Source organism: Acetobacter sp. P5B1 (assembly GCF_018811985.1).
GTDB lineage: Bacteria > Pseudomonadota > Alphaproteobacteria > Acetobacterales > Acetobacteraceae > Acetobacter > Acetobacter cerevisiae.
The window spans coordinates 59,723-74,437 of sequence record NZ_JACRVS010000010.1 but is presented as its reverse complement, the minus strand read 5'-3'; the positions used below and the strand labels follow the sequence as shown (position 1 = coordinate 74,437).

12 protein-coding genes are annotated in these 14,715 nt (G+C 57.7%); 5 read left to right on the top strand and 7 right to left on the bottom strand.

Features of this window, described 5'->3' with window-relative positions; translation table 11 throughout:
• Nucleotides 1-14: 14 nt before the first annotated feature.
• The 5 genes from alsS (at nt 15) to KP703_RS08525 (ending at nt 6,443) form a co-directional block, all read left to right on the top strand.
• Entirely contained in the window at nt 15-1,703 is a 1,689-nt protein-coding gene (gene alsS / locus KP703_RS08545) for an acetolactate synthase AlsS (protein ID WP_062141962.1), read from the top strand.
• Nucleotides 1,704-1,981: 278 nt separating this feature from the next.
• A complete protein-coding gene (locus KP703_RS08540) occupies nt 1,982-3,679 on the top strand; it encodes a thiamine pyrophosphate-binding protein (protein WP_215754503.1) in 1,698 nt (565 codons plus the stop codon).
• Between the two features lie 27 nt (nt 3,680-3,706).
• Nucleotides 3,707-4,450 (top strand): (Fe-S)-binding protein, encoded by a 744-nt coding sequence (locus KP703_RS08535; RefSeq protein ID WP_062141960.1) that lies wholly within the window; start codon nt 3,707-3,709, stop codon nt 4,448-4,450.
• Nucleotides 4,447-5,856 (top strand): lactate utilization protein B, encoded by a 1,410-nt coding sequence (locus KP703_RS08530; protein ID WP_062274835.1) that lies wholly within the window; start codon nt 4,447-4,449, stop codon nt 5,854-5,856. Before KP703_RS08535 ends, KP703_RS08530 begins: the two co-directional genes overlap by 4 nt.
• Entirely contained in the window at nt 5,856-6,443 is a 588-nt protein-coding gene (locus tag KP703_RS08525) for an LUD domain-containing protein (RefSeq protein WP_061506107.1), read from the top strand. The genes KP703_RS08530 and KP703_RS08525 overlap by 1 nt, the downstream gene beginning before the upstream one ends.
• Before the next feature lie 92 nt (nt 6,444-6,535).
• On the opposite strand, the gene KP703_RS08520 is transcribed toward KP703_RS08525, so the two are convergent.
• The 7 genes from KP703_RS08520 to hpnJ all read right to left on the bottom strand — a co-directional run bounded on the left by KP703_RS08520 (nt 6,536) and on the right by hpnJ (nt 14,671).
• Complete coding sequence (locus KP703_RS08520) at nt 6,536-7,606, bottom strand: hypothetical protein (protein WP_062248449.1); 1,071 nt, start codon at nt 7,604-7,606, stop codon at nt 6,536-6,538.
• A gap of 251 nt (nt 7,607-7,857) precedes the next feature.
• Entirely contained in the window at nt 7,858-9,120 is a 1,263-nt protein-coding gene (gene murA / locus KP703_RS08515; RefSeq protein WP_062141957.1) for a UDP-N-acetylglucosamine 1-carboxyvinyltransferase, read from the bottom strand.
• A gap of 4 nt (nt 9,121-9,124) precedes the next feature.
• Nucleotides 9,125-9,679, bottom strand: a complete 555-nt coding sequence (gene dcd, locus KP703_RS08510; RefSeq protein ID WP_043550190.1) for a dCTP deaminase — start codon at nt 9,677-9,679, stop codon at nt 9,125-9,127.
• Nucleotides 9,670-9,948, bottom strand: a complete 279-nt coding sequence (locus KP703_RS08505) for a hypothetical protein (protein ID WP_082779638.1) — start codon at nt 9,946-9,948, stop codon at nt 9,670-9,672. The genes dcd and KP703_RS08505 overlap by 10 nt, the downstream gene beginning before the upstream one ends.
• A 160-nt stretch (nt 9,949-10,108) precedes the next feature.
• Nucleotides 10,109-11,830, bottom strand: a complete 1,722-nt coding sequence (locus KP703_RS08500) for a carbohydrate porin (RefSeq protein ID WP_215754502.1) — start codon at nt 11,828-11,830, stop codon at nt 10,109-10,111.
• Between the two features lie 505 nt (nt 11,831-12,335).
• Nucleotides 12,336-13,187 (bottom strand): hopanoid biosynthesis-associated protein HpnK, encoded by an 852-nt coding sequence (gene hpnK, locus KP703_RS08495; protein WP_215754501.1) that lies wholly within the window; start codon nt 13,185-13,187, stop codon nt 12,336-12,338.
• A gap of 59 nt (nt 13,188-13,246) precedes the next feature.
• The gene (gene hpnJ, locus KP703_RS08490; protein ID WP_043550193.1) at nt 13,247-14,671 is read right to left on the bottom strand and encodes a hopanoid biosynthesis associated radical SAM protein HpnJ; all 1,425 of its coding nucleotides are present in this window, start codon (nt 14,669-14,671) and stop codon (nt 13,247-13,249) included.
• Nucleotides 14,672-14,715 lie beyond the last annotated feature (44 nt).

The following is a 14,715-nucleotide window of genomic DNA, read 5'->3' as shown; positions in this document are numbered from 1 at the left end:
CAGGACTTAAAGAAATGACCAAGCCTTCTGATCACGCCGCACAATGCGGTGCGGAGCTTATTGTCAAAAATCTTGTGGCACATGGCGTAACCCATGTTTTCGGGATTCCCGGTGCCAAAGTTGACCGTCTGTTTGACGCGCTGGTTGATTCCCCCATTGAAACGGTGGTGACACGGCACGAACAGAACGCAGCCTTTATTGCCGGTGGCCTTGGCCGTCTGACAGGTAAGGCGGGTGTGGCAATTGCAACGTCCGGCCCGGGTGCGTCCAATTTTGTGACAGGTCTGGCAACGGCAAACTCAGAAGGTGACCCGGTTCTGGCCATTGGTGGTGCGGTGAAGCTGGCTGACCGGCTGAAGCTGACGCATCAGACGATGGATACCGTCAGCCTGTTCAAGCCGATCACCAAATACAGCGTGGAAATTACCAACCCGCTGGCAATTTCTGAAGTCATGGCCAATGCCTTCCGCTTTGCAGAAAGTGGCCGTCCGGGTGCGTCTTTTGTCAGCACGCCGATGGATGTGCTGTCCATGCCGGCTGATGCGCCTGTGCTGGCGGACCGTGCTGTGCCGAAAAGTGGTACCGCTGCAGCGGAGGCGATTGCAGAAGCTGCTAAACTGCTGAAAAACGCCAGGCGTCCGGTAGTTCTGCTGGGCCTGCTGGCCAGCCGTCCGGATGTGGCGGAAGCTGTGCGTGCTTTTGTGGCAACCACGGGCGTGCCGGTTGTGGGCACCTATCAGGCTGCTGGTGCGGTCTCGCATGAACTGGTGGACCGTTTTGGTGGCCGCGTTGGGCTGTTCCGCAACCAGCATGGTGATCAGCTTCTGCATGAAGCCGATGTGGTTGTGACCGTGGGCTACAACCCGGTGGAATATGATCCCTGGCTGTGGAACGTGAATGACGCCCGCAAGATCATCAATATTGATATTGTTGCGGCTGAACTCGATAACGCTTTCGTCCCGGTTGTTGAACTGGTGGGTGAAATCCCCCCGACGGTCAAAGCCCTTGCGAAGGAAGCAGGCAAGCTGGCCCGTGCGCCGGAACTGGAAGCCATTCTGGAAGGCTACAAGGCTGCCCGCTCCGGCGCGCTGCGTGATGCCCGCAGCACGAGCAACACGGCGGTGCATCCGCTGCAGATTGTGCGGGAGCTGGAACAGATTGTCACACCGGATGTCACGCTGTGTCTTGATATGGGCACGTTCCATATCTGGCTGGCGCGGTATCTGCTGTCCTTCCGTGCGCGTCAGGTTCTGATCAGCAATGGTCAGCAGACCATGGGTGTCGGCCTGCCGTGGGGCATTGCCGCCAGTCTGGTGAACCCGGCGCAGAAGGTCATTTCCATTTCCGGTGATGGTGGGTTCATGATGTCCAGCATGGAACTGGAAACAGCTGTGCGCCTGAAATGTAACCTGATCCACATGGTCTGGATCGATCAGGCCTACAACATGGTGGAAATGCAGGAGAAGAAGAAATATGGCCGTGGATCCGGTGTGGACTTCGGGCCGATCGACTTCGCCATGTATGCAGAAGCCTGTGGCGCCAAGGGGATTACCGTCACATCCGCGGATGGCGTTGGTAAGGCTCTGAAGGCCGCCATGGATATTGAAGGCCCGGTGGTGATTGCTGTGCCGGTTGATTACTCCCAGAACCACCTGCTGATGAAGCCGCTGGCTCAGCTTGGGGAAACTTCCGCAGCAGCCTGATAACTTTCAGAGCAGAAATCTGTTTCTAACTGTTTTAATGTGGCGCTTTCTGTTATAACAGAAAGCGCCATATGCAGATTAAGGGCTGATTATGCAGGAAGATCATCATCTTTGCCGGACCTCCGGGCGTGAGTGCCCGTTGGCAGAGAGAGTCTGCGCTGTTCCCTCTGGTGTTGAGGGGCAGTTACCAGATGACAGATGGGGTGCCATAAAGGGCGATGCTGCCTGAAAGTTCAGGCGGACAGGTCTTTGCAGGGCACAACAGAAGGATAATCGGAATGCAGATTTCATCGCTTGATGCAGCCGGGCAGAGTGGCATGCGGCGCGGGGCAGCTGTGTTGCTCGAAATTCTGCGCAGTGAGGGTGTCGACTATATTTTTGGCAATCCGGGCACAACCGAATTGCCACTGATGGATGCCCTGCTGGAAATCCCGAACGTCTCCTATATTCTGGGCCTGCAGGAAGCCAGTGTGGTGGCCATGGCAGATGGCTATGCACAGGCGGCTCGCAAACCCGGCTTCCTGAACCTGCACACCGCCGGTGGGCTGGGGCATGGTATGGGCAATTTGCTGAATGCCAGTGTTTCCCAGACGCCGCTGGTTGTCACCGCTGGCCAGCAGGATTCCCGCCATACTATTTCCGATCCGCTCCTGTTTGGGGATCTGGTGCAGATTGCCCGTCCCGCCGTAAAATGGGCGCAGGAAGTGGCCCATGCGGACCAGTTGCCTGTTCTGCTGCGTCGCGCCTTTCACGACTCCATGGCTGCACCAGCTGGACCGGTTTTTCTCTCCCTGCCCATGGATGTAATGGAAGAAATGAGCGGGGTGGATATCGGTACCCCGTCCGTCATCAACCGGTCCTCTGTGGCGGGCGGGCTGGACGATCTGGCTAAAGCTCTGACGAGCATCGCGCCGGGTCGTATTGCCTTGATTGCGGGCGATGAAGTCTATGCGTCCGATGCCGCAGCAGAAGTGGCTGCCGTTGCGGAATGTCTGGGAGCCCCGGTCTTTGGGTCATCCTGGCCGTCTCGTGTGCCGTTTCCTACGGCGCATCCGCTCTGGTGTGGAAATATGCCAACGCAGGCCACAGCTATTTCTGAACGTCTAAGCGCCTATGATGCGATTTTCGCACTCGGTGGCAAATCGCTCATCACCATTCTCTACACGGAAGGCCCCGCTCTGCCGCCGGGCTGCTCTGTGTATCAGATGTCGTCCGATGTGCGTGACCTTGGCCGCACCTTTAACACGCCGCTCTCTGTTGTGGGGGATATCAAGGCCTCCCTGCAGGCGTTGCTGCCGATGCTCCGGAAGGCTGCAACGCCGCATCAGGCAGATTATGCCGTACAGGCCGAGCAGGTGGCGCAGGCACGGCGTGCCCAGCGGGCCGAGGCTGTGGCGGAAGCCAAGGCCCGGCGCAACGAGGCCGCTATCCCGCCGCGTGTGGCGGCATGGGAGGCTGTGCGTGCTATTGGTCCGGATGTGGCGATTGTGGATGAGGCGATTGCCACCTCGTCCGACGTGCGACTGTTTCTGGAAAGCTCATGGGCTGGCCAGTATTCTTTTTTGCGCGGTGGTGCTCTTGGCTGGGGGATGCCCGCAGCTGTTGGGGCTTCTCTGGGGTTGGGCCGGGACCGCGTGGTCTCTCTAGTGGGGGATGGGGCTGCGCTCTATTCTCCGCAGGCCATCTGGACCGCCGCGCATGAAAAACTTCCTGTTACGTTCGTGGTGATGAACAATCAGGAATATAACGTTCTCAAAAACTTCATGAGACAACAGAAAGATTACCTTTCTGCACGTGAGGGAACATATCCGGCCATGGATATTGTTAATCCGAGTATCGACTATCAGGCCATGGCGAAATCCATGGGTGTGCCATCCTGCCGGGTGACACGCGCTTCTGATATCGCACCCGCCATTGAGGCTTCGCTGGCTTCCGATGGCCCCTCTCTTGTTGAGATCATGATTACAACAGGCTGAAAACCTGTTCTACCGTCGGGGGTTTGCATGAAAATAGGTCTTTTTATTCCGTGTTATATTGATGCGTTTTATCCAAACGCGGGTATTGCCACGCTGGAACTGCTGGAAAAGCTGGGGCAGGACGTGGAATACCCGATGGATCAGACCTGCTGTGGTCAGCCCATGGCCAACTCTGGCTGTAATTCGGACGCCGCCGCAGCAGAAGCCCTCTTTGTGCGCAACTTTGCCAAGTATGATGCCATTGTCATGCCGTCGGGCAGTTGCACACACCATGTGCGGGATAATTTTGATGCCATCCCCCAGACGGAAGAGGTCAAACACGTTCGCAAAAACACGTTTGAGCTGGTCGAATTTCTGCACGATGTTCTGAAGGTTGAAGAATTCCCCTGGGCCGAATTCCCGCACAAGGTTGGCCTGCATAACAGCTGCGGCACCCTGCGTGCCCTGCGCACGGCCAGCATGTCCGAACTGGGTGAGCCGTATTTCTCCAAGCCGATGGATTTGCTCACCAAGGTTAAGGGTATTTCCTTCGCAACCCCTAAACGCCCTGATGAATGCTGCGGCTTTGGCGGCACGTTCTCGGTAACGGAAGAGGCTGTGTCCGCTCGTATGGGGCTGGATAAAGTCAAGGATCATTATCAGGCCGGTGCGGAATATATTGTCTCGGCGGATACGTCCTGCACCATGCACCAGCAGGGCTGTGCAGAACGTGGCGGTGTGCCTATCCGCTTTATTCATATCGCTGAAATTCTGAATGGAGCGCGGTCATGAAGGTCAAACCCGTCAATCACGCCAAAGCGGCGGAAGAATTTCTGGACGATGCCCCGCATCTGACCTTCCATGATGAGCGGCTGTGGGACATGCGCCAGAAGCGCGACCAGCAGATGCACCTGCTGCCGGAATGGCAGGAGCTGCGCAGCCGGGCGTCCGCCATTAAAGAGCATACGCTGGCCAATCTGCCCGAATATCTGGAGCAGTTTGAAGCTAATGCCAAAAAGAACGGCATTCATGTTCACTGGGCTGCGGATGGTGCGGAACATAACCGCATTGTTGGCGAAATTCTGGAAAAGCATGGCGCAAAGTCGCTGATCAAAAGCAAATCCATGGTCACGGAAGAGTGCGACATGCGCGCTTATCTGGAACCGCGCGGCGTGACCGTGACGGAAACAGATCTGGGCGAGCGCATTCAGCAGCTTGATGGCCAGATGCCGAGCCATATTGTGGTGCCCGCCGTGCATAAGCTGGTGCCAGATGTGGCGAAGATTTTTGCCAAAAATTACAATACCGACCCGAACGACGACAGCCCGCAGTCTCTGGCGGAATCGCAGCGTATGGCCGCCCGCCCGGTTATTCTGACAGCCGATGCCGGGATGACGGGTGGTAACTTCCTGGTGGCAGAAACCGGGACCTTTGTGGTCTGCACCAATGAAGGTAACGCGGATCTGAGCGCTACCGTCCCCAACCTGCATATTGCCACTCTGGGGATTGAGCGCATTGTGCCCCGCATGGCGGATATGGGTGTGTTTATCCGCCTGCTGTCCCGCAGTGCGCTGGGGTCTCCCATCACACAGTACACCACGCATTTCCGTGGCCCGCAGAAGGGCGGCGAAATGCATATCGTGCTGGTGGATAATGGCCGCTCTGCGCGTCTGGGGATGGAAGAGTTCTGGACGTCGCTCAAATGCATTCGTTGTGGCGCCTGCATGAACACCTGCCCGGTGTATCGTCGTTCCGGTGGTCTGTCCTACGGTGCCGTTTATTCCGGCCCGATTGGCGCGATTATTGACCCGACCTTTAACGAGCGGAAATACAGCACGCTTCCGTTTGCTTCCACCATGAACGGGAGCTGCACAAACGTCTGCCCGGTCAAGATCAACATTCACGAGCAGCTTTATAAATGGCGTCGTGTGCTGGCCGAACATCATGAACTGCCGTTTGTGAAACGGGAAATCATGCATATGGCCGGTAAGCTGATGGGCCAGCCGACCCTGTACCGCACGGCTATTAACGGCACGGAAGTCGCTCTGAGCACCCTGCCGCGCTTTGTGCTGTATAACTGGCTGAACCCGTGGGGCAAACATCGCGAGCTGCCGCATCCGGTCAAGCAGACCTTCCATAGCTGGTATAAGAAAAACCGCCTTAAAGACAAAAAAGAGTCACAGGGAGGGAAAGCCTGATGAGTTCCCGCGACACAATTCTGGCAACGCTCCGGGCCAACCGCCCGGACCCTGCTGCGCATGAACTGCCCCCCGTTGCCGTGCTGGGTGATATGGATGCCGGTAAAGCGCGTTTTGAAGATGCGCTTCAGCTTCTGGGCGGCCAGATCCTACTGCCGCAGGAAGGCGATACGCTGGCAACGGCCATTGCCCGGCGCTTTCCAGATGCCAAAATCATCTGCTCCGCTGTGCCGGATTTTGAAGGCACCATTCGTCTGGAAGATGTGACGTCTCCGCAGCAGGCAGCTGCGACGGATGTGCTGGTGGTGCGCAGCCCGTTCGGGATTTCAGAAATGGGATCTATCTTTTTAAGTGAAGCCCAGCTGAACAGCCTGAATTCTGCCGCGCATCTGACACAGCATATTGTAGTTATTCTGTCCGAGAAAAATCTGACAGCCAATATGCACACAGCCTATGTCGAGCGGCCGGAATTCCATACGGCAAACTACGGTGTGCTGATGACTGGCCCGTCTGCCACGGCAGATATTCAGGGCGTGCTGATCCGTGGTGCGCAGGGTGTGCGCTCCCTGTCAGTCTGGTGGGAATAACACCAGCCTGAAGCTTAGAAAAAGCCGGATCGGGGAAGTCCTGATCCGGCTTTTTTTATGAGGTATGCTTCAGGAGGCAGGCGCTGTTTGGCTCACCCATTGACGGGAATTGTGACAATCGTTCCCGGGCTCTTGGTCGTTTTGGAAAGTTCCAGAAGAATTTGCAGCATTGTAAAGGCCAGTTTGCTGTCAAAGTCATTTTCGGAAATATAGTAATATTTCTTATCATACTGGACAGAGGTGAAAGTGTTGTCCGGCACCGTTTTACCAACATGCACAACCACAATCGGTTTTGTCTCACGCCCAATGAGCTGAATTCTGGGCTGGGTACGTCCGGACGTAATATCATCCTGCGGCACGTCAATCTGATAGGCAATCTGCCCCAGTGCGCCCAGCATGGTGCGGGTCAGAATGCGGATCTGCCCCGGGCGCGGCTGGCCTGCGCCGTAGACCACTTCCACACGCTCGTCTTTGGGCTTCATCTGGAAAAAGCGGCGTGTTTCGTAAACAGTTTCTGCCAGAATGGGATTGTCTGTGGAGGAAACGTTTAGGAAAACCCGGTCAAAAGAAGGCGTTTTTCCAGGAATTTCCGCGCTATGCTCAAGCTGTATGCCGAGCAGCCCGGCAACCTGCAACACGCGCAGGTCATGAATGAGTTCAAAAAATTCCGGGGAGCCGCGTCCAACATCGCCCCCAATGGACCCGGCATTGCTGATGAGATTGACCGACTGCACTGCCAGCCGGAACAGCACATCAATCGGCAGACCACCCATGGCCAGTGGGAGCAGGCTGCCAATCGGCATGGGGCGCAGGAAGCTTTGCGCATAGGCATCGCCCGTGACAGGCTGGAAGGTAAAGGTTGGGCTTTCCTGAAACTGGATTCCGGCATTGCCGCTCGGCCTGACGGGGCTTGCTGTACCAACGCCCACAGCAAAACTCCGTTGTAGCTGATAGCCGGAAATAAGCTGTGTAGTGTCCAGAAAGCCCGGTGTATCGGCATAGCGGAGGCGCACAATATTCAGCAGCGTCTGGCGTTTACCTGCGGTGATAAGCGCGAAGGAATAATCACTCTGATCCTGATCCAGCCGCCGGGATCCGATATTGTAACAGCCGGTTAAAAGCAGCAGGGCGCCAAGCAGGAATTTGGGAGCGGCTTTAAACATGGAGCAGAGATCCGGATGGAGGGAGTCGGGTCTTTGTTTCAGAGAGGCGTGGAGCGGGGCGTAACCTTTGGTGGTGTATCCCTGCGGGGCAAAAGTGCCTCGGATATGCTGGGCAGCGTAGTCTTGTCCGGTCTGACACCATGACAAAAAGGGTGCGTGGCATGCGTCCGTGCGGCGGTGTTTTGTCGGGAAAGGGAAAATTCTGCGGCGAGGCTGTAGGCAGAATGCCAACCAGCCTCGCAGAAAGACGGTTAGCCTTTGACGCGTTCAATCTGGGCGCCACAGGCGGCCAGCTTGCGTTCCACAGCTTCATAGCCACGGTCCAGATGATAGACGCGGCTGAGGATGGTTTCCCCATGCGCGGCAAGGCCTGCCAGAATGAGGGAGAAGGAGGCCCGCAGGTCCGTCGCCATCACAGGGGCGCCAGACAGGCTGTGCACGCCACGGATAATGGCGGAAGAGCCATGCACGTTAATGCGGGCACCCATCCGGTTGAGTTCCGGCACATGCATGAACCGGTTTTCAAAAATGGTTTCCGTAATCATGGACGCACCTTCCGCCACGGAGAGCAGCGCCATGAACTGGGCCTGCATATCGGTCGGGAAGCCCGGATAGGGTTCCGTCATGATATCAATGCCGCGTAGCGCACCGGTGCGGCGCACCCGCATGGCATCACCTTCCTGCGTGACTTCCACACCGGCTTCTTCAAAAGCCCGGACCACAGCGCCCAGATGGTCCACGCTGCCGCCTACAAGGCGGAGGTCTCCGCCGGTAATGGCCGCGGCGCAGGCATAGGTGCCGCACTCAATCCGGTCCGGCATGATGCGGTGTTCCGCGCCGTGCAGAGCTTCGACACCATCAATAATGATGTGCCCGGTGCCAGCGCCGGTAATGCGCGCGCCCATGGCGTTCAGGCAGTCTGCCAGATCCACCATTTCCGGCTCGCGCGCGGCGTTGACAATTTCCGTGCGGCCATGGGCCAGCGTGGCAGCCATCATCAGGTTTTCGGTGGCCCCCACGGAGGCAAACGGCAGCACAATCCGGTCACCCGTCAGGCCGTTGGGTGCGCGGGCGTTGATGTAGCCGTTTTCCAGCGTGATCTTGGCGCCGAGTGTTTCCAGCCCCTTGAGGTGCAGATCCACCGGGCGGGTGCCAATGGCGCAGCCACCGGGCAGGGAGACGCGGGCTTCCCGGCAGCGGGCCAGCAGGGGGCCGAGCACCAGAATGGAGGCACGCATTTTGGAGACGATATCGTAAGGCGCTTCCGTGCTGGTAATCTCACCACCAACAGAAAGCTTTGTCTTGTCACCGTCCACCGTTTCCACGGTCAGGCCATGCTGGCGCAGCAGGGCCTGCATGGTGGCGATATCGGCAATATGCGGCACGTTGGTCAGCACCAGCCGTTCGGAGGTCAGCAGACCAGCAACCAGCAGTTTCAGCCCAGCGTTTTTCGCGCCACCAATGGTGATTTCGCCATGCAGGGGGCGACCACCCCGAATAATAAACCGATCCATGGGCTTACATACGCGGCGTGGCAACGCCACGCTGGCCCATATATTTGCCGGAGCGGTCTGCGTAGCTGGTCTCACACGGGGTTTCACCCTTGAAGAACAGGAACTGGCAGATACCCTCATTGGCATAAATGCGGGCCGGCAGCGGTGTGGTGTTGCTGATCTCGATGGTGACCTGGCCTTCCCATTCCGGTTCCAGCGGGGTCACGTTCACAATAATGCCGCAGCGCGCATAGGTGGATTTGCCCAGGCAGACCACCAGCACATCCCGCGGGATGCGGAAATATTCAATGGTGTGTGCCAGCACAAAGCTGTTGGGCGGGATGATGCACTCATCTGCTTTGCGGGACACAAAACCATCGGGGCTGAAGTTCTTGGGGTCCACAATGGCGTTGTTCACATCCGTAAAAATACGGAAGTCATCCGCCACGCGGGCATCATAGCCGTAGGAGGACAGGCCGTAGGAAATCACGCCTTCGCGCTTCTGGGATTCGACAAACGGTTCGATCATGCCGTGATCCTGCGCCATACGGCGGATCCATGTATCGGGCATCACTGGCATGGTGGCATATCTCCATTATCCGGGTCGTTTTGAGCGGATGAGGTCTGTTGGGCCGTACGTTCATCCGGCCCGGAAGGTGAGGAAGAGGCGTCCGGCTGGCTGATGGGGGCCTCGGCTTCCATCTCTTCTCTGCTGCGCGCCTGCTGTTTGCGTCTGCGCAGGTTGGCTCGCAGGGCGGCAGCCTGACGGGCCGCGCGCTCTGCACGCGCCGTCTCCGCTTTGGGAGACAGTCGGGTGCCGGACGAGGAGGAAGAAGGCGTATCAGTCATGCCAGGATCGCAGAAATGAACGTTCGTCCTGCTGAGTAGCAGAGCGATGCTGCCATGCCTAGGGTCCGGTGGGGGCATTCCCGGCACAAACTGGTATTCTAGCAGGATGCAGTCTGTATCAGGCCTGCATCCTGCTTCTGGTCTCAGTCTTTGTGGCTCATCAGAGGTTGGCGATCAGCTTCAGCCCCGCCATGGCGGCGTTGGGAATACGGTGCGTTTCGCCGGGGTGGATCATGTATTGAAATTCCGGCTGGATCAGGATGCCGGGGAAGGCATCAATGCCGTAATAAGCCTCGATAATGTGAGAGCTGTTCTGCACGCCATGAATACTGGAGCCCAGAGGCAGGCCGGCATCCTGCGCCAGTTGCTGGCTAAGCCGCCGCCGGTGGCTGACGTGATACCAGGAGTAAAGCACGCCAAACCGGTCCGTCAGGCGGCCGGGGATCATGCCGACCATGGAAAAGCCGCCATAAGCCTGATCAGAAATGTTCGCAACGTGGGGTGTAGTGTGGACATAGCCCGCCATCAGATAGCCACCGGCCATCATGTTACGACCACCCAGACGATACACCATCTGGTCTGCTTCCACCCACATCATGTCGGCCGGGGCAGAACGTGTGCCGCGCCGGACATCCGCCAGTTTGACGGGATAAACCGAGCTGATCTTGTCGGCATAGCGCGTGGTGTCATGCGCATAGCCAATCACGTAATGGCCAGGCATACGGTTGCGGGTCAAAAACGGCTGCCAGGTGAATTCGATGGGCAGAGAAAGCCCGGTCGTGTTTTCCGCGCCCCATGCCCAGCCGCTGGGGTTGTCCGTCAGCGCACTGACGGAATAGGCCCCGACCTGTACGGCGGTATCACGCGTGGGGCGGAAGCGCAGGCGGCCACCCCATGTGGCTTTGGGATACACGCTCATGGCAGGATTCTGCTTGAGGCCAACGGGGGCTGAGCAGGTGACCATGAAGGAGCAGAGCAGCGGTGACGTTGCAAACACATGGGTGAGCGACATACGGCCAAAGGTGAGGTCCAGCCGGTTCTGCATCATTTTCTTCTCGGCGTAGAAATCCACCAGATGCGCGGCCACGTTGCCGGACAGGCTATAGACCTCCTGCAGTGCGACATAATATTCACCCACGCGCCCGTTCTGAATGGCCTTCCCGGCGCGTTCCATGACCAGTGTATGCACGGACCACCCGTTCAGCCCGGCCATTTTCTGGAGATCGAAAATGGCCTGCAACGTCAGTTCATGCACGTAGCTCATGCCTTTTTCGATGCCGCCGCTCATCAGCCCCATCGCTTCCCCTTTGTAGGAGAAGGAGAAGGTAAAGCCGCGCTTGCGTAACCATTCCCGCATGGGGTCAATAGCCCGCAACAGGTGCCCGGAGCCCGCCGTTGGCACGTAGTACGGGTCATTCAGGTCAGAGTCGCGTAGTGCGTCGAGACGAGGCGGGAGCAGGGCGGAGGGGCCTTCGCTCGGCAGCAGTGCGTCCAGCTCAATCTGATGGGCGGAGTTCTTGTCTTCCGACGGCATCAGAGGCGTGAAGCTCATGGTTGCAAAGCCTGCGGTTGGCAGCAACGGCACACCACTGGGCGGAATAGGCGTATTGGGCGGCCGTCGGATTGCCGAGAGTTCCGGCCCCATGGCTTCCGCATCCACAGGACGGTCTGACATCGGTGGATTGGCGCGCGCCTTGCTGTTCGGGCTGATGATGACGTCCGAGACGGGAGCGACTGGCGTTTGCGAGGTAAGGGGGGCAGCATACGCCAGAGGAGCGCCTGCCTTCAGGCCCAGCAGGCCCACCAGCGTTGAGGCAAAACAGAACCGGGCACGCAGTGAGGCACGGCGCGGCGTAGGGCAGCGTGGTCTGTGTGAGATCATATCCGCATTCAGTCTTTTTGATTTTTATGGGGGATATGGACCGGACAAAAACGGCTAAAACCGAGGATGTCCGGGCATCTGAGCCATTCAGGCACGCAGGCATCCAAGCCTGCCGTTGCCTTATAGCTGGCGTAGGAATACGTGCCCGGCAGGCACCTGTAGACACGCCATTTTTGCGGACCATAGCTGACGGCTGGCAAGCGTTGCTACCAGCCTGACCGGAGTGCGGGCAGAAAAAAAGGGCAGTCCTTTAATCCGTTCTTCCCGTAAGACAGCATAAGATGCCGTCTGGCAGAACGAATGCGGGAAGAGGCATTCTGACATAATAAGGAGACCGTTTCTTTATTGTTATTTAACTGGTCAGTCAGAATTACAATCAGAAAGCAGAGGACCGGTCAACGCGCTCCGCAAGGTATGACAGGATCTTGAGTGGAGGAGAGCTGCAAATTGCGAAAATTGTGGTAAATATATCATATTATAACAAGTTGTTATAACATGGGTGTGTTCAGACAGGTAAAATGTCCTGCCATCCGCAAGGCGTGGCATGGGCTTGTTCCAGCCCGGTGCGGAACCCACTGGAACAGAGGGCATCAAATTCTGCCTCATGCTCATAGGTAGGCATCAGTTTTTGCAGCAAAGCATTCTTGTGGGTGGCGGGATGGAAATAGATTTCCGAAACACCTTCGGGCAGATGGGCGGCTAAAGCCGCAACCCGATCCGGCGTCATATGGCCGCTCCATGCCAGACCAAAGCACCAGTCATTGGTCGCCATGCCAGCCGAGCGCGCCTGATAGCGGAGCAGCTTTGTCCAGCGGCGGAGGGCGGCATCGCCCAGGGTATCGGTATAGGTGCCTGCCGCGTATAGCGGTTCTGGCGGTTCCAGCGGCACACGCACAGCGCGCAGCCCGTAGCGGCGGCCAATATCAATCATCATGCGGCCCACAGTGGGGTGCAGATGCATGTGCTTGTGGGCATTGGCATGGTCCAGCCGCAGGCCCGTGCGGGCAAAGGCTTCAAACTGCGCAGTAATTTCTGCCGCCAGTTCCTTGCGGCCTTCCGGGCGGAAGAAATAGTCGACACCCAGCCCAAGTTGTGAGGAGGAAAACCAGCCATTCGGGCCGGTGACAAGCGGCAAGCGCTGGTGCGGGAGCACGGAGGCGCCCTCAATCACCACAAGATGCAGGCCGACGCCCAGAGTGGGCAGGCGTTTGGCACGCTCAATGGCGTCGTCCGCCGCCGGGCCAGCCACCATCAGACTGGCTGTGGAAAGCAGGCCGTCACGATGAGCGATTTCAATCGCCTCGTTGACTTCAACCGACAAGCCGAAATCATCGGCAGAAATTATGGCGCGCTTCATAGGCTAAAAAACTCTGCCCCCGCGCAGCTAAGGCCGGGCGGAGGCATGATGAGGGAGAATCAGGCGGCGTTACGGTCGCGCAGGAAGTGGAAGAACTCCACACCTTCACGCAGGCGACGTTTCATCATCTGCGGGGAACGGACCATTTCGCTCACGATGGAGGCAATCTTCGGCGCGCGGAAGTAGAACTTCTTGTAGAATTCTTCCACGCTGTTGAAGATTTCCGTGTGGGACAGATGCGGGTAGTGCAGCGGAGCCATCTGCACGCCGTTTTCGTCAATCAGTTCCGCATTACTTTCGTCCAGCCACCCGTTTTCCGTCGCCTGCTTGTGCAGGGCTGTGCCGGGGTACGGTGCGGCCAGAGAAACCTGTAGCGTATGCGGGTTAATTTCCTTGGCGAAGTTGATGGTTTCCTGAATGGTTTCCTTCGTTTCGCCCGGCAGACCCAGAATGAAGGTGCCGTGAATTTTGATGCCGAGCTCGTGGCAGTTCTTGGTGAACTCCCGCGCGACTTCAACACGCATGCCTTTTTTGATGTTGTGCAGGATCTGCTGGTTCCCGCTTTCATAGCCAACCAGCAGCAGGCGCAGGCCGTTGTCACGCAGGACTTTCAGCGTCTCACGCGGTACATTGGCCTTGGCGTTACAGGACCACGTCACACCCAGCTTACCCAGCTCACGCGCAATAGCTTCTGCACGGGGCAGGTCATCGGTGAAGGTGTCATCATCAAAGAAGAATTCTTTAACCTGCGGGAAATACTGCTTCGCCAGACGGATTTCCGCAGCCACATGCTCCGGGCTGCGTGTGCGGTAGCGATGGCCACCCACTGTCTGCGGCCACAGGCAGAAGGTGCAGCGGGATTTACAGCCACGGCCCGTATAGATGGAAATGTACGGGTGCATCAGATAGCCGATGAAGTAATCTTCAATCTTCAGATCGCGCTTGTACACTTCGGTCACGAAGGGCAGGCTGTCCATGTCTTCAATCATGGCGCGGTCACGATTGGTGATGATCTCACCCTTCTCGTTCCGCCAGGTAATGCCGTCTACATCCTTCAGGTCACGGCCTTCAGCAATTTCCTTGATGGTGTAGTCGAATTCATTGCGCGCCACGAAGTCGATCGGCGCACCCTTCAGCAGGCTTTCATCCGGCTGTACGGCAACCTTGGCCCCAACCATCCCGATTTTCAGGTTCGGGTTGGCGTCCTTGAGCATCTGGGCGACCTGAACGTCCTTGGCGAAGGACGGGGTGGAGGTGTGAAGGATCACCAGATCGCGGTTCTTCACGTCTTCCAGAATCGGCTCCATGCCCATGCGGGCCGGGGGAGCGTCAATCAGGCGGCTGCCTTCCACCATGGCGGCCGGCTGGGCCAGCCATGTCGGATACCAGAACGATTTGATTTCGCGCTTTGCCTGATAGCGCGAACCAGCTCCGCCATCGAAGCCATCAAAGGACGGAGGCTGGAGAAAGAGGGTTCTCATCATTGTTCTGTGTCCTGCCAGGGCATGTGATCTGAGTTAATCAGAGG

Excerpts from the sequence above, each read along its gene's own strand:
- alsS (WP_062141962.1), top strand. The coding sequence starts at position 15 with ATGACCAAGCCTTCTGATCACGCCGCACAATGCGGTGCGGAGCTTATT.
- KP703_RS08540 (WP_215754503.1), top strand. The coding sequence starts at position 1,982 with ATGCAGATTTCATCGCTTGATGCAGCCGGGCAGAGTGGCATGCGGCGC.
- KP703_RS08535 (WP_062141960.1), top strand. The coding sequence starts at position 3,707 with ATGAAAATAGGTCTTTTTATTCCGTGTTATATTGATGCGTTTTATCCA.
- KP703_RS08530 (WP_062274835.1), top strand. The coding sequence starts at position 4,447 with ATGAAGGTCAAACCCGTCAATCACGCCAAAGCGGCGGAAGAATTTCTG.
- KP703_RS08525 (WP_061506107.1), top strand. The coding sequence starts at position 5,856 with ATGAGTTCCCGCGACACAATTCTGGCAACGCTCCGGGCCAACCGCCCG.
- KP703_RS08520 (WP_062248449.1), bottom strand. The coding sequence starts at position 7,606 with ATGTTTAAAGCCGCTCCCAAATTCCTGCTTGGCGCCCTGCTGCTTTTA.
- murA (WP_062141957.1), bottom strand. The coding sequence starts at position 9,120 with ATGGATCGGTTTATTATTCGGGGTGGTCGCCCCCTGCATGGCGAAATC.
- dcd (WP_043550190.1), bottom strand. The coding sequence starts at position 9,679 with ATGCCAGTGATGCCCGATACATGGATCCGCCGTATGGCGCAGGATCAC.
- KP703_RS08505 (WP_082779638.1), bottom strand. The coding sequence starts at position 9,948 with ATGACTGATACGCCTTCTTCCTCCTCGTCCGGCACCCGACTGTCTCCC.
- KP703_RS08500 (WP_215754502.1), bottom strand. The coding sequence starts at position 11,830 with ATGATCTCACACAGACCACGCTGCCCTACGCCGCGCCGTGCCTCACTG.
- hpnK (WP_215754501.1), bottom strand. The coding sequence starts at position 13,187 with ATGAAGCGCGCCATAATTTCTGCCGATGATTTCGGCTTGTCGGTTGAA.
- hpnJ (WP_043550193.1), bottom strand. The coding sequence starts at position 14,671 with ATGATGAGAACCCTCTTTCTCCAGCCTCCGTCCTTTGATGGCTTCGAT.